Genomic DNA, 23,386 nt, shown 5'->3' with positions numbered 1-23,386 from the left:
CGATGCGGATTCATGTCCACATCGGGCGTTTCGTAGTCGGAAGCGGATCGGGCAGCACGTTACACCACGGCACGCGCCGCAAGGGACGGCTGGGACATGAGCCCCGCCAGCAGCGTCAGCGCGTCTTCAAGCGCGTCGCGATCGGGGGCGACCCCGAGCGAGATCCGGACGGCCTCGCGCGGATGGGCGACAACGGCGAAGGCCGCGCTCGGCACGATCGAGACCCCGGCACGGTCAGCATGGTCCGCAAAGTCGGCGGCGCGCCAATGATCCGGCAGCCGCAGCCACAGGTGGTGCCCATGCGGATCCGCGGCGAAGTTCCCATCGCCCAGGATGGTCGCCGCCAGCTTCTGCCGTTCCATATTCTCGGCGCGGATCGCCCCCGTGATCCGGTCGAGCGTGCCCTCCACGATCCAGCGGGTCGCCAGCGCCGACATCAGGGGCGGGGCCATAAGAAGGGTCGCGCGCAGCACACCGGCGAGCCGCAGGGCTTGAGACGCGGTTGGCGCCACGACATAGGCCACGCGCAAGGCGGGCGTCGCGCATTTCGAAAGCGTGGCGATATGCCAGGTGATGTCGCTCGCCAATTCTGCGAGCGCGACACGCCGCTCCGGCCTGAGCGGCGCATAGGGATCATCCTCGATGATCGTCACACCATGCTGTCGCGCCACGGCCACGAGGGCGCGGCGACGGGCTTCGGGCAAGGTCGCTGTCGTCGGATTGTCGATGGACGGGATCAGATAGAGCGCCTTCGGCGCCTTCTCGCGGCAGACCTGCGCGAAGGCGTCCGGAATGATGCCCTCGCCGTCCATGGCCAGAGGCTCCAGGATGAGACCCTTCTGTGCCGCGACCGCCTTCAGGCCGGGATAGGTCATCGCGCCGGCGGCAACGACATCGCCCCGATCGAGCAGGATTTCGCAGATGGCAAACAGCGCGCTTTGCGCGCCACCCGTCACCACGACGCGATCGCGCGTGACCCCATCGAGCCGTCGCGCCAGCCAGTTCGCGGCAGCCCGGCGATCCGGCTCCGCGCCGGTGCTTGCCTGATAGTGCAGGCTCAGCATGCCACGCGCGCTGCCGAGGATGGTCGCGATGCCCTGGGGAAAGGCCCGCCGGAAATCCGCCTCGGCCGGTTGAGGCGGGATATTCATGCTGAGATCGATCAATGGATGGGCGTGCTCAGCGGCGCCGGGTCCGTCGCTCCCCTCGCTGATGAACGTGCCGCGCCCGGCCTGCGCCTCGACGAGGCCACGGCGGCGCGCTTCGTTGAACGCGCGCGTCACCGTGGTGAGATCCACTTTAAGCGCTTCCGCGATGGCGCGTTGCGGCGGAAGCCTTTCGCCGCGCGCGACCCTGCCGGATTGAATATCGGCCTCAAGGGCCTCGACAATCCCGAGATACTTCAGGCGGGCATCTTCGATCAATCGCGGCCGCCACATACTTGCCCCTCAATCCGAACAGACAATATCCATACATCTACCTATCATGTATGCCTTGCCTTGGGAGCAGAGAGATTGCCGCCCGCAGCACATTTATCGCATCTCGAAAAGTTCTTGATGGAAGCGCGCGTTGAGCGGGAACCCGAGCGCGGCAAAGTCACGCCTGAGGGCGTGGCCGAAACCCGTCGGGCCGCAGAACCAGATGCTCGCATCACGCCATTCAGGTACGACCTCGCGGATCCGCTCGCCGGTCAGGCGTCCGTGGCGGCTGTCGATGACGATATGCAGCCGCACATTGGCCGCTTTTGCGTCTGAAGCGAGCTTTTCCAGGGCCTTCTCGTCCACGTCGATCGTGCAGTGGAAGAGATGGATAGTCTGATCAGCCGGCCGATCCGGCTCGCCGTTCCGCGCTGCCAGATGCTTCATGCGCGCAATGAAGGGCGTAATCCCTATGCCGCCACCGACCCAGATTTGATGGGGACAGTCGTCGTCGAAGGTAAAGCAACCGTAAGGTCCTTCGACTCTCACCTCCTGGCCGAGCTTGAGTTTCTCGCGTAGTCGGCCGGTGTGGTCACCAAGCTCCCGCGTGATAAAACTGATACGGGGGTTTTCGCGGTGCCAGCTGGAGGCAATCGTATACGGATGCGCGCCCTCGGCCGCGTCGGACATCGCAAAGGCGAACTGGCCGGGCTTGTGACCAGGCCAGGTCCGCGGCACCGCAATCTCGGTCTCCAGCGACTTCACGCCGGGGTAGTGTTGGAAGGAGACGATCGTGCCCTCGACCTGGCGATCCGCTCCAACCCGCCGCAGGAGAACGATGCCGGCGGCCCAGACGCCTGCGGCGAGCAACACTGCAGTCGCCCAGCCGAGCGGCGCTAACCAGTAACGGAAGTCCAGCAGCACGACCGCGTGAAAGGCGAGCACACCGTAACTGACAGCGAGGAGACGGTGTGTCTTGTAGAACAGCCGGTAGGGAAAGTAGCGAAGCAGCGCCAGGACGATCAGTACCACGGCGGCGTAGAACGCCCATTCGCCGACACCTTCCGCGATGCCACGCAGACTGAGGAAAAAGGCCTCGACCGGGTTCTCGACGATTCGCCTCGCCCCTCGTACGGGGCGCTCAAGCCACCCCCATCCCACGGCCCATTTGGGTCCTTGCGCCCAGAGCCAGTGGACGACCGCCGCGACGAGCGCGGCGATGCCGAACCACTTGTGCAGGCGATACATCTTGTCGAGGCCGCCGAGCCATCGTTCGGGTGAACGCGGCCGAAGCGCCAGAACCATCGCCACGCTCATGGAGCCGATCGCGAGGACACCCGTCACTTGCATCATCGCCGCGCGAAGGCCGAAAAACGTCGCGGACTGGAATACGGTGGGCTCCGCGAGCAGCCATAGGAGCGTGAGGCCTACGAGCGTAGCCCAGAACGCCCTCTTGATATTGCGCATGCCCGTCCTCTCACGACATGTCAGACCCGGCTGCATGCTGAGAATGGCAGCCATCGCCAGCTTAGATTCGTTCTATTTTTTGTCGTTGATCGGGGTCAATTGCGCGCATTTTGGATTTTGAGCCAGCGCTCCGTGGATGAAGGCCTTGACGAAACGACATAGACAATCATCGCAATGCAATAACGCCGCATTCACAATATGAATACGTTCATTCTTCAAAGCATTATCCAATATTGCAGTTTATATCATATTATTAGCGATACTCCATGCATTGCCAGTTGTTCTCTTACTATGCATTCAATCCATACGGTCGCGCGCAGCATTCGTCACATCGGAAGCGGCGAGACGCGAAACGACGTCTCAAGGCTGGCGCGCCCGGCGCCCGCCGGTGAGCGCGCGGAGCGCATTCAGGATGACGGCGACGTCGATCACCTCCTGCGTCAGTGCGCCCGCGAGCGGCGGCAGATAGCCGAGGGCCGCGATGCCCATGGCGAGGACCGAGAGACCCAGCCCGACGACAACGCTCTGCAGAGCGATCCTGTAAGCCCGCCGCGCTGCCTCGATGGCCTCGGCCAGCTTGCCGAGCTCATCCACCAGCAGCACCACGTCCGCCGCCTCGGAGGACGCCGCCGCACCCCGCGCGCCGAGCGCGACGCCGACACTCGCGGCCGCCAGTGCCGGCGCGTCGTTGACACCGTCGCCGACCATCATGACCGGGCCGTGGCTCCGTTCCGCGATGACGGCAGCCACTTTGGCGTCGGGCGTGAGTTCACCGAGGATCCGATCCACGCCGAGCTTGGCGCCGACAGCTGTTGCGACATCGAGGCGGTCGCCGGACGCGAGCACGATGCGCCGGATGCCGGCTTCGCGCAGGCGGCGCAGGACACCGGGCGCGTCCGCGCGGATCTCATCGGCCAAGACGAGGATGCCGGCCACCGCCCCATCGACGGCGACGGCCACCACGACGGCCCCTTCCGGTGAACCCGAGCGCCAGGCACGCGGGTCACCCTGCAGGCTGCGCTCGCCCACGAACGAGCTGCCGCCCACGACCACAGCCCGGCCGTCAACCTCGCCCTCGAGGCCGAAGCCCGCGGTCTCGCGCACGCTTGCCGGCGGCGAGAGGACGAGCCCCCGGGATCGGGCCGCATCGACCAGAGCCGCGGCCACCACATGGCCCGATGCCTGTTCCAGGGAGGCGGCGAGCCGCAGCAGCTCGTCGGCAGAAAAGCCAGGCGCCGCCTTCACCGTGAGGAGTGTTGCACGCCCATGGGTCAGCGTGCCGGTCTTGTCGATGACCGCGACGGCGACCCGCGCGAGCGCCTCCAGCGCACCGCCGGTCTTGATGAGGACACCGAGACGCGCAATCCGCGACATGCCGGAGATGACAGCGACCGGCACGGCGAGGATGAGCGGACAAGGCGTCGCCACCACCAGCACCGCGAGCGCCCTGAGGCGATCGCCCGTGAGAAACCACGCGCCGCCAGCGACAACCACCGTAAAGACGAGGAAGACGATGGCGTAGCGATCGGCGAGGCGCGCCATCGGGGCCTTGCTGTGCTGCGCCGCTTCGACCAGCCGCACAATCCGCGCATAGGTACTGTCGGCAGCCGGCCGGACGACGTCGAGATCGAAGGCTGGTCCCGCCGAGGTCGCGCCGCTCAGCACCTCCGCGCCTTGGCCCCGCTCGACGGGGATCGCTTCACCCGTCAGCGCGGACAGGTCGAGAACGGCAGCCCCCTCCGCCACCGTTCCGTCAACCGGCACGACTTCGCCCTGGCGGATGAGCAGCCTGTCGCCCGGCTCGATCGCATCGATCGCCACCTCTTCCAGTCGGCCGTCGTCATAACGCATCGTCGTTCGTGCCACCCGGCCGAGCAAGGCCGTCATGTCGCGGCGGGCGCGGCCTTCAGCGAAATGCTCGAGCGCCTGCCCGCCCGCATACATCAGCGCGACGACATTGCCCGCCAACGGCTCGCCGAACAGGAGCGCGGTCGACATGGAGAGGCCGGCGATCAGGTCGAGGCCGACTTCCCCGCGGCCGAGCGACACGACGATCTCGACCAGAAGAGCGGCCAGCACGGGAAGCGTGGCGAGCGTGAAGACCCAGAACGCGAGGTCCGGTTCCCCGCGAAAGATCAGCACGGCGCCGGCACCAAGGCCGATGAGCGCGATCGGTGCCAGGGCCGCGCGCAGCCGAGCGGGAGATGCAATCCATGCCCGGGCCGGTCGTTCCGCGGCTGGCACCACGGTCATGCCGGCCAGCTCCTCCGGCGACCCTGTCGATGGGGCGCGGCCCGCATGGCCAAAGGCTTCAGCATTTCCGCCGCTGCGAGATAGAGGAGGCTGACGCAGGCGATCGCAACCAGGATGGCCGGGGGTAGAGCAACGAAGCCCACAATGGCGCCGAGCGGCGTCAGTGCCAGCAGGAGCGCAGCGGCCAACGCTGTCAGCGAACTGGCGACGAGAACGGGGTGCGGCCGGCTCTTCCAGGCCGGCTGGGTCGTGCGGATGACAAAGATGACGAGAATTTGTGTCACGATCGATTCGACGAACCACGCTGTCTGGAAGGCGGCGACCTCGGCGCCGAAGCCGAGACGGAGCAGGGCAAAGGTCGCGAGATCGAAGAGGGAGGACAGGGGACCCATCACAAGCGTGAAGCGCAGCACGGCCCCCATATCCCAACTCCGCGGCTTTGCGAGTTCTTGAGCATCGGCCGAATCGAAGGGAATGCCTATCTCGGAGAGGTCGTAGAGCAGGTTGTTGAGGAGGACCTGGAGCGGGGCGAGCGGCAGGAACGGCAGGACCAGCGAGGCAAGGGCCATCGACAGCATGTTGCCGAAATTCGAGCTCGTCCCCATCCGCACATATTTCATGATGTTCGCGTAGGTGCGCCGTCCTTCCGCAACACCATCGGCCAGCACGCCGAGGTCAGGCGCGAGGAGGATGATGTCGGCCGCTTCGCGGGCCACATCCGTCCCGCCGTCGACCGACAGGCCAACGTCGGCCACGTGGATCGCGGGCGCGTCGTTGATGCCGTCACCGATGAAGCCAACGGTGTGCCCACGACGGCGCAGGGCCCGCACAATCCTGCTCTTCTGGTCCGGGGATACACGCACGAAAAGATCCGTATCGACGGCGCGTGCGGCGAGCGTCGCATCGCTCAAGTTGGCGATATCGGCACCGGTCATGAGGCGGCGTGCCGGCAGGGCAAGCGTCTCGACAAGGTGACGCACGACCGGTTCGGCGTCGCCGGAGATGATTTTCACGCGAACGCCGGCTTTGTGCAGGCGTGCGACCGCCTCCGTCGCCGAAGCCTTGGGGGGATCGAGAAAAGCCGCACAGCCGGCGAAGACGAGATCGGCCTCGTCATCGATCGCAATGGTGCCGCGCTCCGCCGGTATCCTGCGCCAGGCGACCCCCAGGAGACGCATGCCCTCGCGGCCCCGTGCATCGATGAGCGCGACGATCGCAGCGCGGCGGGCGGCATCGAGCGGCGCCGTCGTGCCGTCACTTGCCTCGACCTGCGTGCACAGGGCGAGCACCCCCTCGGGCGCCCCCTTGGTGACCATCAGGCGTTCGCCGGATCGCGCGACGAGGACCGAGGAGCGCCGACGCTCGAAATCGAACGGCAGATCATCGACATGCACCCACCCGTCAGCTGCAGCGGGCGCAGCCGCCAGAATAGCATCGTCGAGTGTGCTGCGGAGCCCGCTTGCAAAGCGGCTGTTGAGGCGCACCAGCTCCGCGACGTGCGACGCCGGGGCCCCGGCGCTATCGAAGCTGCCGACATGGACGATCTTCGCCTCGGTCAGCGTGCCTGTCTTGTCCGTGCACAGGATATCCATGGCGCCGAGATCGTGGATGGCGGAAAGCCGCTTCACCACCACTTTGCGCGCGGCCATGCGCACGGCACCGCGCGACAGCGTCACGGTCGTGATCATCGGCAGGAGCTCGGGTGTCAGCCCCACCGCGAGCGCAACCGCGAACAGAAAACTCTCAAGCGTGAGCCCGTGCCGGACAAGCTGCGTGAGCAGCACGAACAGCACGAGAAAGCCGGTGAGCCGCATGATCAGCGCGCCGAGCGCGTGGAGGCCGCGTTCAAAGGCGGTGGGTGCGACCCGGCTTTGCAAGGAGGCGGCGATGCCGCCGAACCGCGTTCCGCCGCCGGTCGCGACGACCATCATGGTGGCCTCGCCGCCTACAAGGCTCGTGCCGGCGAAGACGGCGCTGAAGGCGTCCGTCGGTTCGTTCGCCGTGCAGGGACCCGGCCGCTTCTCGACGGGATACGGCTCGCCGGTGAGGAGCGACTCGTCGCAGAGCGCGCCATGACTTATCAGCACGATACCATCGGCGGGAACAAGGTCGCCCCCGCGAAGCGCCACCACGTCGCCTGGCACGATATCGTGAACCGGCAGATCGACGAGGCTGCCGTCGCGCCGGACAGACGCCATGACGGCGACGGAATGCTTCAGGGCCTCCACTGCCGCCTCCGCCTTCCGTTCCTGAAGGAGGTCGAGGACAATGGAGGCGAGCACGATGATCGTGATGATGGCGAAGCTCTGCCAGTCCCCCGTCGCGCCAGAGACACCGGCGGCGATCAAGAGGATCGCGATGAGCGGCTCTGCAAGCCGTTTCCCAAGCTTGGCCAGAAGACTGCGTTGCAAGCTCACCGCAGTCGCATTCGCACCGTAGCGGACGAGCCGCTCTCTTGCTTCGCCGCTTGTGAGGCCGTTGGGGGCGCTGCCGAGGGCGGCGAAGAGGTCCTCCTCGCGCTCTGTCCAGAAGGGGGCACCGGCGTCACGCATCCTATCGTCGCGAGGTGCATCATGCGCGAGCGGACGGACGTCAGCTTTCACCAGAGCGGACCCAAGCGACGACATTGTCAGAGTTGCGGCAGTCTAACTTCGACCGGGCCGCGGCGATGGCCGGATACACTGGAATAGGCGGTGACGGCCGCCGGGACTTCCCCGGAACGGGCAATAGCCCAGAAAGTCGCCAGCACGAGCAAACCGGGGATGAGCAGCACTGCCGTGATGATCGCAATCGCCATGGTCGTCCTCCCAGAAGACGGAACATGCAGAGGGCCTCAACCGTTTCCGCAGGACTTGACAATACGGGATCAACGCCAGGTCGCCTTGCGGCAGATCAACCTGGGCCTACAAGGGCGCGATGCCCATGCGCGGCGATTGCGCTCGATCAATGTCGGCGGCCTCGGTTCGACTAGTCTGATCGTCGAGCTCCCGATTTGACTTGGAGGGCATCGGATGAAACTGCGTATTCCCCATGACGCCTGGGTTGTTGTCTGTGACGGACGCAAGGCTTTGTTCCTGCGTAACGAGGGCAACGAGGCCGTTCCCAACCTGAAGGTCGAACGGACGAGCGAAGCGCCGGAAAATCCAACAGCCGCGCAACAGGGCACTGACAAGCCCGGCCGCAGCCAGAACGTCGTCGGGCCGACGAGCGCCGTCGACCAGACGGATTGGCACGCGCGCGCCGAGGCCGAATTCGCGGCGATAACGGCGCGGGCCATCGAGACGCTGGACCGTTCGGAAAACGGTGGCCTTGTGCTGGTGGCTCCACCGCGCACGCTGGCGGTGCTCAGGGAGCACATCGCCCGCACATTTCGTGCCTCGATCATCGCCGAAGTCGACAAGGACCTGACGAAGCATCCCGTCCATGAGATCACGCGGCTGCTGACCGCAGCGTGACGGACAGCGTTCCGCGACGGTGCGAAGCCTTCCGGGGAAGGCTTTGTCACGCTGCCGCCATGCGGATGCGACGGGTGTCGAGGCGCTCTATTCCATAGCGCGCCCGGCATGACGCGACAGAACGCAAGCGAGCAGGACTGCTTTGTCTCCTCCCCTCCGGACCAGCAAAACCTGGCGCCCATGCGCTGGAAGCTCAGCCTTTGCTTAGCGCCGGGGATCAGCGTGCCGGCAAACGGGATGGCCCGCGATCGTCTGTCGCGCCGGCAAATGATATGACCTGGAACACGGCCTGACGATTCATCGCTGGCGGACCTGGGACCGTCCCGATCCGGCCGCCGCAACCCGAAGCAGAACGAGGTCGCGCCGTGCAGGTCATCTTTCCATCCCGTTTCCGGCCTGCAGTGTCGGCCCGGCATGACGCGTCGCGCGAAGAACAATCCACTGTAATCCCGTCGGCCCTCCTCCCCTTCATTTGGCGGGTGAGCGCGTTCCACCAGCTCTGGCTGGCGCTCCTCTCCACCGCAGTGTTCGCAGCCGGCATCGTACCTCTCGAACTGCAGCGGCGCATCGTCAACGACGCGTTCGCCGGCGGCACGATCGGTCAGATCATCGGCCTCGCGGTCGCCTATGTCGGGGTTGCCCTTGGTTCGGGTCTCCTGAAACTCGGCATGAACGTCTATCGCGGCTACGTCAGCGAAAGCGTCGTGCTCTGGCTTCGCGTCGCGCTCCTGAACCGCTTCTGCAGCATACCGCCCGAATGTCGCGTCCCGGAGACCGAGGGGGTCGAGATCTCGCTGATCCTCGACGAGGCCGAGCCAATCGGCAGCTTCGTCGGTGTGAGCGTCTCGGAGCCGCTGCTCGGAGGCGGGATCCTGGTCAGCGTCTTCGCCTATATGGCCTATCTGCAACCCTGGATGGCTCTCGTGGCCTTCGCCGTTTTCTCGCCGCAGTTCGTCTTCGTGCCCATCATGCAGGGGGCGATCAACCGGCGCGTGGGGCAGCGGATCGTCATCTTGCGGCGCGTCAGCATTGGCATCATAGCCGAGCCCGACGGCGGAGCCGCTGAAGGAAGCATCCAAGGCGAACGCCTCGTGGATGCATTTTCCCTTAATATGGGGATCTTCACCCTGAAGTTCTCGATGAATTTCCTCATGAACTTTATGCATCATCTCGGTATCGCCGCAACGCTGGGGCTCGGCGGCTACTATGTGCTCAAGGGCGAGACCGAATTCGGAACGATCGTTGCCTTCATTTCCGGGCTCGCCCAGATCAACGATCCCTGGGGCGATCTCGTCAGCTGGTTTCGCGACCTCAGGGTGACCGCGACAAAATACGACCTTATCGTGAAGGCAACAGAGGCGTTGAACAGCACAGCGCCGCAATAGCGAGCTTCGCCCCTGTGACGGAGCCGCTGCGCCCGAACACGGATTGGCGCGGATTTGCTCTAGACGTCTTCGTCCTGCGCCGCGAGGCGACGATCGACTGCCTCCGTGAGGGCAAGAAGCCTTGGCGCGATGGCGACGGGACAGGGCGAAGGCTCTTCGAGCCGGCGCGCTCCGTCCGGCAACTGATCGAGTCCGTGTGATACGCGCGCGCGCATCGCGGCAAGGGGCGGTTGCTGGAGGCGCCGGCCGTTGCGCATCACGGGTTCGAGCAGCCGCTCGCCCGGCCAGTCGTCGTCTTCCGTGGAGAGCATATCGCCGGTGATGCGTCCATCGCGCCCGAGGCTGCGCCAGACCTGCTTGCGCCCGGGCCAGGTGGCCTTGCCGACAGAGCGTTTGCGGCGGGGCACCCCGGCATATTCCTGGAGCTTATAGACGCAGTCGAGCGCCGGCACATCGGAGGATGTCGTCAGGCTCGTGCCGACGCCGAAGCCGTCGATCGGCGCGTCCGCCGACCTGAAACGGGCCAGCTGGTCTTCATCGAGACCACCGCTCACGAAGATCACGACGTCGGCAAGCCCGCCCGCGTCGAGGATCCCCCGCACGGACTTCGACAGGGCCATGATGTCGCCACTGTCGAGCCGCACGCCGCGCACCGCGATCCCGTCCGCCTTGAGGCGCGGTGCGAGCTCAACCACCTTCCGCGCGGCCGCTTCCGTATCGTAGGTGTCGAGGAGGAGCACGAGATCATCGGGCCGCGAGCGGGCGAAGGCCTCGAACGCCGCCGCCTCATCGTCATGGGCCTGAATGAAGGAATGGGCCATTGTCCCGAAGACCGGAATGCCGAACGCCCGGTTTGCGAGCAGCGTCGCCGTCCCTGCGAAACCGGCGATATAGCTCGCACGGGCCGCGAAGAGGCCGGCCTCGGCGCTATGCGCGCGGCGTAGGCCGAAATCCACGAGTTGCTTGCCTGGCGCGGCGAGCACCATGCGCGCCGCCTTGGACGCTATGAGCGACTGGAAATGGAGGATATTGACGAGGCGCGTCTCGACGAACTGAGCCTCGGGCAAAGGGGCTACGACCCGCAGGATCGGCTCGTTGCCAAAGAAGATGCTGCCCTCGGGCATGGCATCCACATCGCCGGTGAACCTGAACCGGGCGAGCTGGTCGAGAAAGGCCGCGGAGAAGCGGCCGCTGTCACGCAGCCAGGCGATATGATCATCGGAGAACTGCAGCGTCTCCAGATAGTCGAGCGCCTGTTCGAGGCCGGCGGCAACCAGAAATCCGCGGCGGGCCGGCAGCCTGCGCACGAAGAATTCAAAAACCGCCGTGTCGATCTTCCCGCCGTCCAGATAGGCCTGGAGCATGTTGAACTGATAAAGATCGGTCAATAGAGGATCATTCGGCGTCATACGGGCTGCTCCGATACTGGGCGAGGTCAAACCATGCCCGCCTGGCCGCCGCCTGCCGCGCCGCCATGCGTCAAAGGTCTTTGAAATTCAATCGCCGGCCTTGATCCCGCTCAAACATCCTGGCCGGAAAATGGTTGATTTTGGGATCAAGGCTGTTCGCTCGCAAGCGGGGAGTTTCGCGCCATGCCCTATGCCGTCAATGCCGATCTTCCCGATCCCGTGCGGGCGCATCTGCCCACCCACGCCCAGGATATCTATCGCAGCGCCTTCAACCACGCCTATGAGGACCATGCCGATGATCCGCGGCGGGAGGAGGTCGCCCACCGCATCGCCTGGGCCGCGGTGAAGCGTTCCTATGTGAAGAGCGGCGATCACTGGGTTCCGCTCCGCGACTGAGGCCCGGCCGTTACGGGCCTGTTCACCGGTCACGCGATCCATGCTCGACATGTCAACCGGCAATTCCCCCGCATCCCCCATCTCGGGCGCGCCGACACTTGCGGACAAGGTCCGCTTTCTCGGCCGGGCGGACAGCTACGCGCCAGGGGTAGAGACCGTTCTGGCGCGCGAGACCCATATGTCATGGGTCTTCAAGGCCGGTGAGCGTGTCTACAAGCTCAAGAAGCCGGTCCGCTTTCCCTTCCTCGACTTCTCCACCTTGCCGCGTCGCGAGACGGCCTGCCGTGCGGAATTCTCGCTCAATCGCCGTCTTGCCCCTGATGTCTATCTCGCCGTGGTACCGCTCACGATGGCGCGCGGCGCGCTCGCCATCGGTGGCGACGGCACGGTCGTCGATTGGCTCGTGGTGATGCGCCGGCTCGACGAAGCCAAGACGCTGGAAACGGCGATGATCGGGCATGGCCTGACGCCGCTTTGGGCTGACCGCATCGCCGCACGGCTCGGCCGGTTCTATCGGCACACGCGAACCGTACCCATCCGTCCGGAAGCCCTGCTTCGGAACTGGCGGCAGGCGCTTGCCTACAACAGGCGCGTTCTCATCGATCCCCGCCTCGGCCTGCCGCGCGGAGGCGCGGAGCACACCGCCCATGTGCTGAGCCAGTTCCTCGCCGCGCGCTCCTCGCTCCTCGCAGGTCGCGCGAGGGACCGGCTCATTATCGACGCCCATGGCGATCTGCGCCCGGAGCACATCTTCCTCGACGACGGCGTGACCATCATCGACTGTCTCGAGTTCGACGCCCGGCTCAGGGCGCTCGATCCACTCGATGAGATCGCCTTCCTCGCTATGGAATGCGAACGGCTCGGTGCCGCCTGGGCCGGCGCGCGCATCCGCCGGCGGCTCGCGCAGCTCCTGCGCGAAGACACTGATGAGGCCTTGTTTTTATTCTACCACGGCTACCGTGCGATGCTGAGGGCGCGGCTTTCCATCACCCACCTTCTCGACCCGGTGCCGCGCACCCCGGAGAAATGGCCACGGCTTGCCCGCGCCTATCTCGATATTGCCGCCAGGGATGCCCGGCGGCTGGAGCGTCTCCTCAGAAGACGAGAAGGTCGGTGAGTGGCGCGTTTGTATGGAGCCTGCGGATCGCCTCAGCGATGAGGGGGGCAGCCGGGACGACGTCGAGCTTGTCCTTCACCGCATGGTCCTGCAGCCGGAACGGGGGCACGGTGTCGGTTGCAATGATGCGCTCGATGGCGGGATCGGCGAGCGTCGCCTCGGCGCCCGGCATGAAGAGGCCATGGGTGATGCAGGCAAAGACACGCCTCGCACCGCCGGCGCGCGCGGCGCGCGCGGCACGCACGAGCGTCCCGCCGGTGCTGACGAGATCGTCGACGACGATCGCCGTCGTGCCGGCGACCTCGCCGACGAAGAGGTCGCCCGAGACGACGCCGGCGCTGCGGTGCTTTTCAGCGAAGGCCTTGCCGACCGGCCGCCCGACCGCGTGCTCCAACGCCTCCCTGAGCATATCCGCCCGTTTGCCGCCGCCGAGATCCGGCGAGACGACGCAAAGGGGCTCGTCGCCGACCATCGCTTTGATCCGTTCGAGAAGAAGGGGGGCTGCGCTCAGGGCGATCGCCCGGCAGCGGAAGGCATTCTCGTAGGCCGCCTCATTGTGCACCTCCAGGGTGACGATGGCGTCGGTGCCGATGGCCTCGAACAGGGCGGCGACATAGCGGGTCGTGACCGGATCATTCGGCTTTGTCCGCCGATCCTTCCGCGCGTAGCAGAGATAGGGCGTCACCGCCGTCACCCGCGCCGCGCCGGCGTCCCTGCAGGCACCCATGAAGAAAAGAAGCCGGCACAATTTGTCGTTGGCGCTCTGCGTCGGGCCGCCGTGCAGGCTGTGGACCACATACACATCGGCACCGGCAACCGCGTCGAGCGGCCGCGCCTTGTGTTCACCGTCCTCGAAGTCGCGCTCCTCGTGCCGCGCGAGTGGCTGGCCCAGATGATCGGCAATGGACCGGCCAAGGGCGTCGGTGCCGGCGAGCGCGAACAGGCGCATCCGTTCGAAACTGGCGGGCGGCCCAGCGGGCGCGCGAATGGACGGCTGTGCCATCGATATCAGGTCCTTCAGTACGCGGCGAGAGCGCAGGCCCCGGCCCCGCCCTCTGCGCGAGGACGACTACCGATAGACGAGCACCGGGATCTTGGAATGCGTCAGCACCTTCAAGGTCTGGCTGCCGAGCACCACCGCGGTCACGCCCCTGCGACCGTGCGAGGCCATCGCGATCAGATCGCATCCCTTGGCCGTCGCCGTATCGATGATGGCCTGATAGGGGTCCTCGCTCTCGCGGCGCACGGCTTCGCAGGGCACGCCAAGCGCCCTCGCCTTCAATTCGGCCTTGCTCAGATAGGCCGCCGCCCTCTCGTTGGCCTGACGCTCATAGTCCTGGCGCGTGCCGGCGATCTGGTCGGGATCCGCCGAGAAGATGTGGAAAGGTTCGACAACGGTCAATAGCGTAACCTTGGCGCCGGCATCCCTGGCAAAAGCGAGGCCTTCGTCGACAGCGATAAGTGACAGCGGCGAGCCATCTGTCGGAATGAGGATGTGATTGAACATGATTGTTCTCCACCAAACCCTTACAGCATAGAGCGTGCTTCCCGCCGAACCTTGATCGAAATCAAGCTGCGGCCTCCGGAGAACGCCTATCCGTTACGCGCGCAAGGAGTGGCGCCATGCCTTCGTCATTCGTGATCTGCGACAGTGATGTTCTTCTCGTCGTCGACATTCAGAACGACTTCTGTCCGGGAGGCAGGCTGCCGGTTCCCCGCGGCGACGAAGTCGTCCCCGTGGTCAATGCAGTGGCGCGGCAGTTCCGCCATGTCGTGCTGACGCAGGACTGGCATCCGCCGGGGCACCAGTCCTTCGCCTCCGTCCATCCGGGCAAGCGCCCTTTCGAGGTTGTCTCGTTGCCTGACGGCCCGCAGGTGCTGTGGCCGGACCACTGCGTGCAGGGCACGCCCGGCGCCGAATTCCGGCACGACCTCGACGTCCCCCACGCCGAGCTCGTGCTGCGCAAGGGGTATGATCCGTCGATCGATTCCTATTCAGCCTTCTTCGAAAACGACCGGCTGACGCCGACCGGGCTCGCGGGCTATCTGCGCGAGCGCGGATTCAGGCGCGTTTTCATCGCAGGCCTGGCGTTCGATTTCTGCGTCCGTTATTCCGCGGAGGATGCGCGCCGCGCCGGCTTCGCGGTGGCCGTCGTCGAGGACGCCTGCCGTGCGATCGACGTCAACGGCTCCGCGGACGAAGCACGCCGCCTGCTCGATGCGCTCGCGGTCAACCGTGTAGCCGCCGAATCCCTGCGGACGGCCGTCTCGCGGTAGCCGTCCGCGGCAGTGCGGCATGGACTTGCATCATGGGCGCTCGTCATGCGCTCACATCCACGCGAGGGACACGGGCACCGTCTGGATGTTGTTGGTGACCGACTTCACCCCGGGCGCGTTTTCAGCTGCAACGCGTACCGCATCGCGAAGACGGTCGTCTCTTACGAAGCCATCGAGCTCGACATTCCCGTCGCGGACGGTGACATTGATGGTGTCGCCGGGCAGCCAGCCCTGCCGCGCGATCTCGTCGAGGATATTCTGCCTCACCTTGAGATCGTCCTGAGGCGCCTGTGGCAGGTCTTCCAGCTGACGCGCCAGTACGCGCAGGATATTGGCGCGGCTGACGATGCCGGCGACCTTGCCGTCGCGCAGGACGGGGATCCGCTTGATCTTGTGCTGCTCCATCAACCCGACGACGTCGGCGAGCGGCATGTCGCCGGTCGCGCTGACGGGATTGCGCGTCATCACCTCGTCGACCTTGCGCCCGTGGGAGTGGACATATTCCTCGGCGAGCGTGCCGGCATCGACGAAGAAGGTGAGCCAGCGGGAACGCCGGCGTTCCGTGTCGGTTTCCCACCGCCTCATGAGATCGCCCTCGGTGACCATACCGACGAGCCGTCCGTCGCTATCGACCACCGGCAACCCGCTGATGTTGAATTTCAACATGGTCTGGGCCGCTTCCAACACGGGCGCATCGGGCCGGACGGTCGCCGCACCCAAGCTCATTACGTCTGCGACTTTCATGCGTGTATCTCCTTCTCATCCTGCGCCCGCTCTGCGGCCGCAACGGCCCTCTTCACGGCGATGAAGCTGTCGGGGCTCACCGAAATCGAATGAATGCCCGCCTTCACCAGGAAGGCCGCGAAATCCGGATTGTCGCTCGGCGCCTGGCCGCAGAGGCCGATCTTCGCCCCCGCCTTGCGCGCCTCGGCGATGACCCGCGCGATCATCCATTTGACCGCCGCGTCCTCCTCGTCGAAGAGCTCCGCGAGATCGGCGGAATCACGGTCGACGCCGAGCGTGAGCTGGGTCAGGTCGTTCGAGCCGATCGAGAAGCCGTCGAAGCGGCTGGCGAAGTCCGCAGCGAGAATGACATTCGATGGGATCTCGCACATCACGAAGACCTTGAGCCCGTCCTCGCCGCGCTTGAGCCCGTTCTCGGCCATCACGGCGAGGACCTTGTCGGCCTCCTCAACGGACCGGCAGAAGGGGATCATGACGATCACGTTCTTGAAGCCCATCTCCGCGCGCAGCCTCCGGATGGCGCGGCATTCGAGGGCGAAGCCTTCGCGGTAGCGCGGCGAGTAGTAGCGGCTCGCGCCGCGGAACCCGAGCATCGGGTTCTCCTCGGCCGGCTCGAATTCCGCGCCGCCGAGGAGGCCCGCATATTCGTTGGTCTTGAAGTCGCTCATGCGGATGATGACCGGCTTCGGATGGAGCGCCGCAGCGAGCCGCGCGAGGCCGAGAGCAAGCTTGTCGACGAAATAGTCGGTCTTGTCGGCATGGCCGGCCGTCAGTGCGGCGATGTCTCGCTTGGCGGCCTCGTCCTTCAGCGCATCGTAGCGCACGAGCGCCATGGGATGGACACGGACCGCGTTGCTGATGACGAATTCCATGCGGGCGAGACCGACGCCGTCGGCCGGCAGCCGCCACCAGCGGAAGGCGGCTGCGGGATTGGCGAGGTTGAGCATCACGTCGGTGCGCGTGGCGGGAAGCCCGGCGACGTCGAGCGCCTCCTCTTCGATAGTGGCCTGGCCCTCGTAGACGAAGCCCTGGTCGCCTTCGGCACAGGAGACCGTCACCTCCTGCTCGAAGTGCAGGAGTTCGGTGGCATACCCGGTGCCGACGATCGCCGGCAGGCCCAGCTCGCGGCTGACGATCGCCGCATGCGAAGTGCGCCCGCCGTGATCTGTGATGATGGCCGCGGCGCGCTTCATGATCGGCACCCAGTCCGGATCCGTCGTCGCGGTCACGAGCACCGCGCCGTCGATGAAGCGGCCGATGTCATCGGCGCTTTCGATCAGGCAGACGCGGCCCGTTACGGCGGCATCGCCAATGGCGAGCCCGCTGACGAGCCTCCGGCCCTTCTGGGTAATGCGATAGGATTTGAACACGCCCGCCGCGCGCCGGGCCTGGACGGTCTCGGGCCGCGCCTGGACGATGAAGATCTCGTCCGTCTCGCCGTCCTTGGCCCATTCGATATCCATCGGGCAGCCGTAATGGGCTTCGATCGCGACGGCCCAGCGGGCGAGCGTCAGGATCTCGGCGTCGTTCAGCACGAAAGCGGCGCGCTCGGCCTTCGCCGTCGGCACGAGGCGGGTCGGCTGTTCGCCTGTGGCATAGATCAGCTTCTGCGCCTTCTGCCCGCGCTTCTTCTCGATGATCGGGACAAGGGAGCGATCGTCGAGGAGAGGCTTGAACACCTGATACTCGTCGGGCTCCACCGTGCCCTGGACGACCGTCTCGCCGAGCCCCCAGGCGGCATCGATCAGCACGACCTTGTCGAAGCCCGTCTCCGTATCGATGGAGAACATGACGCCGGCACCGGCGAGATCGGAGCGCACCATGCGTTGCACGCCGATCGACAGCGCCACCTTCATGTGCTCGAAACCCTTGACCTGGCGATAGCTGATGGCACGGTCGGTGAAGAGCGAGGCATAGCAGCGGCGGCAGGCGTCGAGGAGCGCCGCCTCGCCGGTGATGTTGAGGAAGCTTTCCTGCTGGCCGGCAAAGCTCGCATCTGGCAGGTCCTCGGCGGTGGCACTCGAGCGCACGGCCACCGCCACGTCGGCATGGCCGGCCCGCTCGGCCAGCGCCGCGTAGGCCTCCCCGACCGCGGCGGCCAGATCCGCCGGCCAATCGCCATGCAGGATGAGGCTGCGGATGGCCTCACCCGTGTCGGCAAGCGTCGCCTTGCCGGCGGCGAGATCCGCGAGCCGCGCCGTGATCGGCTCGCGCAGACGGTTGGCGTCGATGAACTGCCAATAGGCGTCTGCCGTCGTGGCAAAGCCATCCGGCACGCGAATGCCCTTGGCGGCGAGATTTTGCACCATCTCGCCGAGCGAGGCGTTCTTGCCCCCGACGCGGGCGACGTCGCCACGCGCGAGCCTTTCGAACCAGATCACTGGCGGGGATTGCTTCGACATGCCGCACCATCCATTCCGGCCACAGTTTCAGTCTCGAGCGCGCGCCGGTCGCGTTCTTGATCACAATCGATCGCCCGCGACCTGGCCGCATGCTTCCGCGTAGAGACGCAGGACATCCTCGCGCCGGCAGAGCTCGGTTCCCGGCGTGAGCACGGCGGCGGCACCGGCCGCAAGGCCGAAGCGAAGCGCGTCTTCCGGCCTTCTGCCCTCGCTCAAAGCGAAGGTCATCGCGGCGAGAAAGCTGTCGCCGGCGCCCACAGCCGAGCGAACGGGCACGTGGAGAGCCGGCACGCGGATGAGCTGTTCGGCGCTGGCGAGGAGCGCGCCCTCGGCACCCATCGTCACCGCCACGAAGGTGGCCTTGCCGCGACGCACGAGATCGGCCGCGGCCTCGCGAATGCCCTGCTCGTCGAGCTCATGGCCGACGAGATATTCCAGCTCGCCCCGGCTTGGCTTCACCAGGAACACGCGCGACCGGTCGAGCGTGACGCGCAGACCGTCGCCCGAACTGTCGAGCACGAAACGCGCCCCGCGCGCGGCGGCGATATCGGCCATCTCGGCGAGACTATCCCCAGGCACGCCCCGCGGCAGGCTGCCGCTCGCCACCACATAGGGGCTGCGGTCGGCACGCAGGAATTCCAGACATCCCTTGAGTTCCTGCGGCTCGATCATCGGCCCGGAGGGGACGAAGCGATATTCCTGGCTGGTTTCGCGTTCGTAGACGGCGAAGCTGATGCGGGTTGACGCGTTGATCGGAAATTTTCGCCGGCGGATGCGGTCGCGAGCCAGGAGATCGTCGAGCAACGCACCTGTCACGCCCCCCGCGAGGAAGAGAGCCTCGGCCTCGCCGCCAAGGGTTGTGACGACCCGCGCCACGTTGATGCCGCCGCCGCCCGCGTCATAGCGCTCGTTGAATGTCCGGATCTTGTGGGTCGGGCGCACCAGGTCGGCTTCGCTCGACATGTCGACCGTCGGATTGAGCGTTACCGTGAGAATCGCGGCCATATCCAAGCTCCTGCACGCCTCTCTCCCGGAGGAGGTGCTTCCCCCTTTCACGATCCTCAGCGGCTATCGGGCCCCGAGGAGCCGACGAGACGCAGGTGATCCTTGACGCCGACCACCCCGGTGACGGTCTCGGCCGCGACGCGCGCGGCATCGCGGTCGCCCTGCGACGTCACCGTTCCCCACAAATGGACGATGCCTTTCGTCACGGTCACCACGGGACAGGGTCCGGTGAGCCCGCAGTCCTCGCGCAGGCGTGTCGCGACGGCCAGGCGAATCGCCCGATCTCCGGTGGAGATCGGCGCAGGGGCGGCTTCGGCGATGGCCCAGAGCAGATCAGCCCGGCTGACGACGCCGACCACACGGTCCCCATGGAGGATAGGCACCCGCTTGATGCCATGCTGGGTCAGGAGTGCTGCGAGCGTTGGGAGCGAGTCGGTCTCCGCCGCCGTGATCACGGGCGCGGTCATCACGTCACCGACCCTCCAGCTATGGCCTTTGACATAGCCCTCCGGGCCGTCCGGCGCAGCGTTTCCCGCCGGAAGGAACGTGGAGTACAATTCCGAGCGCCGCATGAGATCGCCTTCGGTGATGATCCCCGCAAGCTTCCCTTCGTCGTCGAGGACGGGAAGGCCGCTGAGGCGCCGGTCCCGCATGATCTTGGCGACGTGCTTCACGCTGGTATCGGGACGGACGCTCACGACGTCCGTCGTCATGATGTCCTTGGCTTCCAATTCTATTCTCCCTGCGACGACGGGTTACATCCAAGCCCGGCCGCAAAGGATCTGCATTGACATGGCTCAACCAGAATCTGGCTCAACCCGCTGTCGATGGATCGTCCGCCGCGGGACGCGCGATCGCAGCGCGGGCGCGCGGACCCTGGAAATAGGCACGCAGCCATGGATCCTCGGTGGTGAGCATGGCCGCGATCGTCCCGGCGGCGATCACCTTGCCCCTTGCCAGCGCCGCGACCCGGTCGCAGACCGCATGCAGGCTGTCGAGATCGTGGGTGATCATGAAGACGGTGAGCTTGAGCGTGTCCTGCAAGGTCTTGATGAGTTCGTCGAACTCTCCCGCGCCAATCGGGTCGAGGCCCGATGTCGGTTCGTCGAGGAAGAGCACGTCGGGATCGAGCGCCAGGGCGCGGGCGAGCGCGGCGCGCTTGGTCATGCCGCCGGACAGCTCGGACGGATATTTGTCCGCCGCATCTGCCGGAAGCCCGGCCATCGCGATCTTGAGCGAGGCGAGCTCTTCCAGGAGCTCGTCCGAAAGATCGAGATATTCGCGCATCGGCACCTGCACGTTCTGCTTGACGGTCAAGGACGAGAACAGCGCGCCGTGCTGGAACATGATGCCCCAGCGCCGCTCCATGGCCCTGCGCGCTTCCACCGAGAGCGTGTCGACATTCTCGCCGAAGATCTCGATGGTGCCCTGTCGCTTGGGAATGAGACCGATGATGGCGCGCGTGAGCACCGACTTCCCGGAACCGGACGCGCCGATGACGCCGAGAACTTCGCCGCGATAGACGTCGAGGTCGAGATGGTCGAGGACGGTCTTGTCGCCGAAGCCGACGACGAGGTCACGGACCCGGATGACGATATCCTGCTCGGCTTGAGGATCTTGCCTGGCATCGGGCGCTTCACCCGGCTGGATCTCCGAGGGACGTGCCGCAGCCGGTTCGCCCATGAGCGACGATTGATGCGCGGCATCGGTCCGCGGCGCGGATGACAGGCGGGTCGACATCTGATCGTTCAATTACACCATCCCGGCATGCGTGACGCCTCAGCGACCCATACATCCGCCACTGCCATACGCCATTGCGTTTGATCAAGAGGCCGTGCAGATCGGCCGCACGGGCACTTGCCCTTCGCCATCGGCGGGGCACGCGCAGCACGGGCTCAGCACTCTCAGAGACGTCCCATCTCGAATTCCTCGCAGGAATAGCCCAGCATCGAGAGGCCCTCTTCGAGATAGTCGCCGAGCATCGGTATGCCGAGGAGATAGGCGGCCGTGCGCCTGTTGTGCGCCTCCGCCGCCTGTTCGCGCACAGAGGCCCAGTCGTCCGCCGTGTAATCCTCCCGGCCGAGCCAGGCGAGTGCGACGAGATCGATCTGTTCGTCCTCCGTCAGCGCTCCGATGAAGCCGACGAGCTCCTGCCTGACGGGATCGTCGGCATGGTCCTCGAGCACCGCGATTTCCCGGTCGTCGGACGGATTGGAATCCGGATCCGGTTCCGTCACCTCGTCCTTCGCGTCGAATTCGCGCGCCTTGATGATGATGAAACAGACCTTCTCAGGCGAGATCGTCAGAGTCCCATCCGGCTCGTCGTCCGGCGTGGAACGCATTCCGTCGTCGCGTTCATCTGCCATGTGTCGTCTCCTGCCATGCGTCGTCTCCTGTCATGTGTCGTCTCCTTCATCCGGTGGTTCTCGCGATCCCGGCCCATCAAGGCGCCCGGCGCGGCGCACCGGTTGGCCTGGCGGCAGCGAAGTTCACCGGTGCATCACCCAAGGTCAGTTTTGTCCTTGCACGCGCGTGTTGAAGCGCCTCGAGGTTCTTTTGTTCCGCCGCGAGCAGCGCCTCGATCTGCATACGTTGGCTTTCGCTCAATTCCGATTGAAGAAGCCTGAGGTAATTCTCGATGTTCTTCTGGCAGATGAACATTCGCATCGCGAGCTCCCTCGGAAACGCCAGGGGCTACTACACCACAATCGCCATTTCACATTCGCGTCTACGAGCAATGCTCGCAACCCCAACGCTCCGTGCGGGGACGCTGTCCCGACGGACGACGGTGCAATCCTGTTCCTTCCCGACAGCAATGTCGAGTGTAAACTCCTGCTGTAAACTCCTGCTGTAAACTCCTGCGCATGTCCTCGCGGCCCAGCGCGAAGGCGGCCCGCGCGTTTCGGCACGGCCGCGTTACATCGGCCGGGTGCCGAGGCCAGCCGCGCGGTCCCGCACGAAGCTTTTGAATCCTTTCGGCTTGACCTCGCTCAATTCAATCTTGCCCTGACAGTGTCAGTCTCGCCGCGGCCCTCGGCGGCCCGTCTTCATCGAGGCTGCGAGATGCTCGACTATCCCGTTTTGATCAGCGACATCGGCGGAACCAATGCCCGATTTGCCATTCTGCCTGCAGCCGGGGCACCGGCGCGCTTCCTTGCAAAGCGGCCGACGGCGGATCACGCCGACCCCAGCGGCGCCATCACCGCTGCTCTGCAGCCTTATACGGGCGAGAGGCCCCGCACGGCGCTGCTGGCTGTGGCAACGCGGGTCGCGGCCCCGATCGTCCATCTGACGAACGCCGCATGGACGATCGATGCCGAACGCATCGGCCGCGACTTTGGCATGGACCGGGTCGTGATCATGAACGACTATGTCCCCGTGGCGGTGGCGCTTGCTGATCCGCCGCCGGGCTTCGCGCAGCCGCTCGGCCCCGCGCTTCCGGGCAATGGTGGCCTGCGCCTCGTCCTCGGGCCGGGCACCGGGCTCGGTGCCGCCGCGCTGGTGCCGATCGGCGAGCGGTTTGCCGTTCTGCCGACGGAAGCGGGGCATGTCGAGTTCGGCGCCTGCGACGCCGACGAATTCGCGTTCTTTCCTCTCCTCGAACGCGTGCACGACCGGCTGACGAGCGAGGGCGTCCTCTCCGGCCCCGGCATGCTGCGCCTCTATCGGGCGCTGGCACAACAGCGGGGCACGCAGCCGGTCTACGCCACCTCGGCCGCGATCATCGCCCACGCCACCGTCGCGAGCGACGATCTCGCCACCGATACGCTCAGGCTCTTCGCCCGCCTGCTCGGCCGCTTCGCGGGCGATCTCGCCCTCATCTTGTCGGCCACTGGTGGGGTCTTCATCGGCGGGGGGATCGCGCCGCGCATGATCCCCGCCCTCCGCCACGGCGAATTTCGCGCCGCCTTCGATCGCAAGGCGCCGTTCGCGGATGTCGTGCGCGGGATACCGACGTCCGTCATCGTCGATCCCGAGCCGGGGCTCACGGGTCTTGCCGCCTATGCCGCCGCACCCGGGCGCTTCATCACCAATCTGCAGGAATGGAAACGGTAAAT

General features: G+C 65.9%; 21 protein-coding genes. 6 read left to right on the top strand and 15 right to left on the bottom strand.

Features of this window, described 5'->3' with window-relative positions:
* Positions 1-59 precede the first annotated feature (59 nt).
* The 5 genes from C7450_RS28860 to C7450_RS34175 all read right to left on the bottom strand — a co-directional run bounded on the left by C7450_RS28860 (position 60) and on the right by C7450_RS34175 (position 7,935).
* Positions 60-1,424 (bottom strand): aminotransferase-like domain-containing protein, encoded by a 1,365-nt coding sequence (locus C7450_RS28860; protein ID WP_342588557.1) that lies wholly within the window; start codon positions 1,422-1,424, stop codon positions 60-62.
* Positions 1,425-1,532: 108 nt separating this feature from the next.
* Positions 1,533-2,885, bottom strand: coding sequence for a ferredoxin reductase family protein (locus C7450_RS28855; RefSeq protein ID WP_110377952.1), 1,353 nt, complete (start codon positions 2,883-2,885; stop codon positions 1,533-1,535).
* Between the two features lie 360 nt (positions 2,886-3,245).
* The gene (locus tag C7450_RS28850) at positions 3,246-5,138 is read right to left on the bottom strand and encodes a heavy metal translocating P-type ATPase (RefSeq protein ID WP_110377951.1); all 1,893 of its coding nucleotides are present in this window, start codon (positions 5,136-5,138) and stop codon (positions 3,246-3,248) included.
* A complete protein-coding gene (gene mgtA / locus C7450_RS28845) occupies positions 5,135-7,690 on the bottom strand; it encodes a magnesium-translocating P-type ATPase (protein ID WP_110377950.1) in 2,556 nt (851 codons plus the stop codon). The genes C7450_RS28850 and mgtA overlap by 4 nt, the downstream gene beginning before the upstream one ends.
* A gap of 77 nt (positions 7,691-7,767) precedes the next feature.
* Positions 7,768-7,935 (bottom strand): hypothetical protein, encoded by a 168-nt coding sequence (locus C7450_RS34175; RefSeq protein ID WP_170147495.1) that lies wholly within the window; start codon positions 7,933-7,935, stop codon positions 7,768-7,770.
* 214 nt (positions 7,936-8,149) lie between these two features.
* Here C7450_RS34175 and C7450_RS28835 point away from each other — a divergent pair, with 214 nt between their 5' ends.
* Together C7450_RS28835 and C7450_RS28830 are read left to right on the top strand one after the other, a co-directional pair.
* Positions 8,150-8,593, top strand: coding sequence for a host attachment family protein (locus tag C7450_RS28835; protein ID WP_110377948.1), 444 nt, complete (start codon positions 8,150-8,152; stop codon positions 8,591-8,593).
* Positions 8,594-8,958: 365 nt separating this feature from the next.
* Positions 8,959-9,978 (top strand): ABC transporter transmembrane domain-containing protein, encoded by a 1,020-nt coding sequence (locus C7450_RS28830; RefSeq protein ID WP_245450195.1) that lies wholly within the window; start codon positions 8,959-8,961, stop codon positions 9,976-9,978.
* 59 nt (positions 9,979-10,037) lie between these two features.
* Here C7450_RS28830 and C7450_RS28825 read toward each other — a convergent pair whose 3' ends face one another.
* A complete protein-coding gene (locus C7450_RS28825; protein WP_110377947.1) occupies positions 10,038-11,387 on the bottom strand; it encodes a nicotinate phosphoribosyltransferase in 1,350 nt (449 codons plus the stop codon).
* 183 nt (positions 11,388-11,570) lie between these two features.
* On the opposite strand from C7450_RS28825, the gene C7450_RS28820 reads away from it, so the two are divergent.
* On the top strand, positions 11,571-11,783 hold the full coding sequence (locus C7450_RS28820; protein WP_110377946.1) for a ChaB family protein: 213 nt from the start codon (positions 11,571-11,573) through the stop codon (positions 11,781-11,783).
* A gap of 40 nt (positions 11,784-11,823) precedes the next feature.
* The gene (locus tag C7450_RS28815) at positions 11,824-12,900 is read left to right on the top strand and encodes a hypothetical protein (protein ID WP_110377945.1); all 1,077 of its coding nucleotides are present in this window, start codon (positions 11,824-11,826) and stop codon (positions 12,898-12,900) included.
* Here the strand turns inward: C7450_RS28815 and C7450_RS28810 are convergent.
* Positions 12,878-13,903: a ribose-phosphate diphosphokinase gene (locus tag C7450_RS28810; protein ID WP_245450194.1), complete on the bottom strand. Its 1,026-nt coding sequence runs from the start codon at positions 13,901-13,903 to the stop codon at positions 12,878-12,880. The two genes, C7450_RS28815 and C7450_RS28810, sit on opposite strands and share 23 nt — an antisense overlap.
* Positions 13,904-13,969: 66 nt before the next feature.
* Positions 13,970-14,407, bottom strand: coding sequence for a universal stress protein (locus C7450_RS28805; RefSeq protein WP_110377944.1), 438 nt, complete (start codon positions 14,405-14,407; stop codon positions 13,970-13,972).
* A 116-nt stretch (positions 14,408-14,523) separates the two neighbouring features.
* Between C7450_RS28805 and pncA the strand changes: the two genes are divergently transcribed.
* Positions 14,524-15,177 carry a bifunctional nicotinamidase/pyrazinamidase gene (pncA, locus tag C7450_RS28800; RefSeq protein ID WP_110377943.1) on the top strand — a complete coding sequence of 218 codons (654 nt, stop codon included), beginning with the start codon at positions 14,524-14,526 and terminating at the stop codon, positions 15,175-15,177.
* 51 nt (positions 15,178-15,228) lie between these two features.
* Here the strand turns inward: pncA and C7450_RS28795 are convergent, their stop codons facing one another.
* From C7450_RS28795 to C7450_RS28765, 7 genes are all read right to left on the bottom strand, one after another.
* Positions 15,229-15,921: a CBS domain-containing protein gene (locus C7450_RS28795; protein ID WP_110377942.1), complete on the bottom strand. Its 693-nt coding sequence runs from the start codon at positions 15,919-15,921 to the stop codon at positions 15,229-15,231.
* Positions 15,918-18,323: a phosphoenolpyruvate synthase gene (ppsA, locus tag C7450_RS28790; RefSeq protein ID WP_110377941.1), complete on the bottom strand. Its 2,406-nt coding sequence runs from the start codon at positions 18,321-18,323 to the stop codon at positions 15,918-15,920. Before ppsA ends, C7450_RS28795 begins: the two co-directional genes overlap by 4 nt.
* A 60-nt stretch (positions 18,324-18,383) precedes the next feature.
* Positions 18,384-19,328 carry a 1-phosphofructokinase family hexose kinase gene (locus C7450_RS28785; protein WP_110377940.1) on the bottom strand — a complete coding sequence of 315 codons (945 nt, stop codon included), beginning with the start codon at positions 19,326-19,328 and terminating at the stop codon, positions 18,384-18,386.
* A 56-nt stretch (positions 19,329-19,384) separates the two neighbouring features.
* A complete protein-coding gene (locus C7450_RS28780) occupies positions 19,385-20,059 on the bottom strand; it encodes a CBS domain-containing protein (RefSeq protein WP_245450193.1) in 675 nt (224 codons plus the stop codon).
* Between the two features lie 82 nt (positions 20,060-20,141).
* Positions 20,142-21,011, bottom strand: a complete 870-nt coding sequence (locus C7450_RS28775; protein ID WP_110378031.1) for an ABC transporter ATP-binding protein — start codon at positions 21,009-21,011, stop codon at positions 20,142-20,144.
* Between the two features lie 221 nt (positions 21,012-21,232).
* On the bottom strand, positions 21,233-21,670 hold the full coding sequence (locus C7450_RS28770) for a DUF3775 domain-containing protein (RefSeq protein ID WP_110378030.1): 438 nt from the start codon (positions 21,668-21,670) through the stop codon (positions 21,233-21,235).
* A 100-nt stretch (positions 21,671-21,770) separates the two neighbouring features.
* Complete coding sequence (locus C7450_RS28765) at positions 21,771-21,995, bottom strand: hypothetical protein (protein WP_146227580.1); 225 nt, start codon at positions 21,993-21,995, stop codon at positions 21,771-21,773.
* Between the two features lie 396 nt (positions 21,996-22,391).
* Between C7450_RS28765 and C7450_RS28760 the strand changes: the two genes are divergently transcribed.
* The gene (locus C7450_RS28760; RefSeq protein WP_110377938.1) at positions 22,392-23,384 is read left to right on the top strand and encodes a glucokinase; all 993 of its coding nucleotides are present in this window, start codon (positions 22,392-22,394) and stop codon (positions 23,382-23,384) included.
* The last annotated feature ends 2 nt before the right edge of the window (positions 23,385-23,386 follow it).

Origin of the sequence: Chelatococcus asaccharovorans, from assembly GCF_003201475.1 — a bacterium.
In the GTDB taxonomy this organism is placed as follows: domain Bacteria; phylum Pseudomonadota; class Alphaproteobacteria; order Rhizobiales; family Beijerinckiaceae; genus Chelatococcus; species Chelatococcus asaccharovorans.
Note: the sequence above shows the minus strand (reverse complement) of the source record. Positions and strands in the feature narration are given on the sequence as shown.

Excerpts from the sequence above, each read along its gene's own strand:
- C7450_RS28855 (WP_110377952.1), bottom strand. The coding sequence starts at position 2,885 with ATGCGCAATATCAAGAGGGCGTTCTGGGCTACGCTCGTAGGCCTCACG.
- C7450_RS28850 (WP_110377951.1), bottom strand. The coding sequence starts at position 5,138 with ATGACCGTGGTGCCAGCCGCGGAACGACCGGCCCGGGCATGGATTGCA.
- mgtA (WP_110377950.1), bottom strand. The coding sequence starts at position 7,690 with ATGCGTGACGCCGGTGCCCCCTTCTGGACAGAGCGCGAGGAGGACCTC.
- C7450_RS34175 (WP_170147495.1), bottom strand. The coding sequence starts at position 7,935 with ATGGCGATTGCGATCATCACGGCAGTGCTGCTCATCCCCGGTTTGCTC.
- C7450_RS28835 (WP_110377948.1), top strand. The coding sequence starts at position 8,150 with ATGAAACTGCGTATTCCCCATGACGCCTGGGTTGTTGTCTGTGACGGA.
- C7450_RS28825 (WP_110377947.1), bottom strand. The coding sequence starts at position 11,387 with ATGACGCCGAATGATCCTCTATTGACCGATCTTTATCAGTTCAACATG.
- C7450_RS28820 (WP_110377946.1), top strand. The coding sequence starts at position 11,571 with ATGCCCTATGCCGTCAATGCCGATCTTCCCGATCCCGTGCGGGCGCAT.
- C7450_RS28815 (WP_110377945.1), top strand. The coding sequence starts at position 11,824 with ATGCTCGACATGTCAACCGGCAATTCCCCCGCATCCCCCATCTCGGGC.
- C7450_RS28810 (WP_245450194.1), bottom strand. The coding sequence starts at position 13,903 with ATGGCACAGCCGTCCATTCGCGCGCCCGCTGGGCCGCCCGCCAGTTTC.
- C7450_RS28805 (WP_110377944.1), bottom strand. The coding sequence starts at position 14,407 with ATGTTCAATCACATCCTCATTCCGACAGATGGCTCGCCGCTGTCACTT.
- pncA (WP_110377943.1), top strand. The coding sequence starts at position 14,524 with ATGCCTTCGTCATTCGTGATCTGCGACAGTGATGTTCTTCTCGTCGTC.
- C7450_RS28795 (WP_110377942.1), bottom strand. The coding sequence starts at position 15,921 with ATGAAAGTCGCAGACGTAATGAGCTTGGGTGCGGCGACCGTCCGGCCC.
- ppsA (WP_110377941.1), bottom strand. The coding sequence starts at position 18,323 with ATGTCGAAGCAATCCCCGCCAGTGATCTGGTTCGAAAGGCTCGCGCGT.
- C7450_RS28785 (WP_110377940.1), bottom strand. The coding sequence starts at position 19,328 with ATGGCCGCGATTCTCACGGTAACGCTCAATCCGACGGTCGACATGTCG.
- C7450_RS28775 (WP_110378031.1), bottom strand. The coding sequence starts at position 21,011 with ATGGGCGAACCGGCTGCGGCACGTCCCTCGGAGATCCAGCCGGGTGAA.
- C7450_RS28770 (WP_110378030.1), bottom strand. The coding sequence starts at position 21,670 with ATGCGTTCCACGCCGGACGACGAGCCGGATGGGACTCTGACGATCTCG.
- C7450_RS28765 (WP_146227580.1), bottom strand. The coding sequence starts at position 21,995 with ATGCGAATGTTCATCTGCCAGAAGAACATCGAGAATTACCTCAGGCTT.
- C7450_RS28760 (WP_110377938.1), top strand. The coding sequence starts at position 22,392 with ATGCTCGACTATCCCGTTTTGATCAGCGACATCGGCGGAACCAATGCC.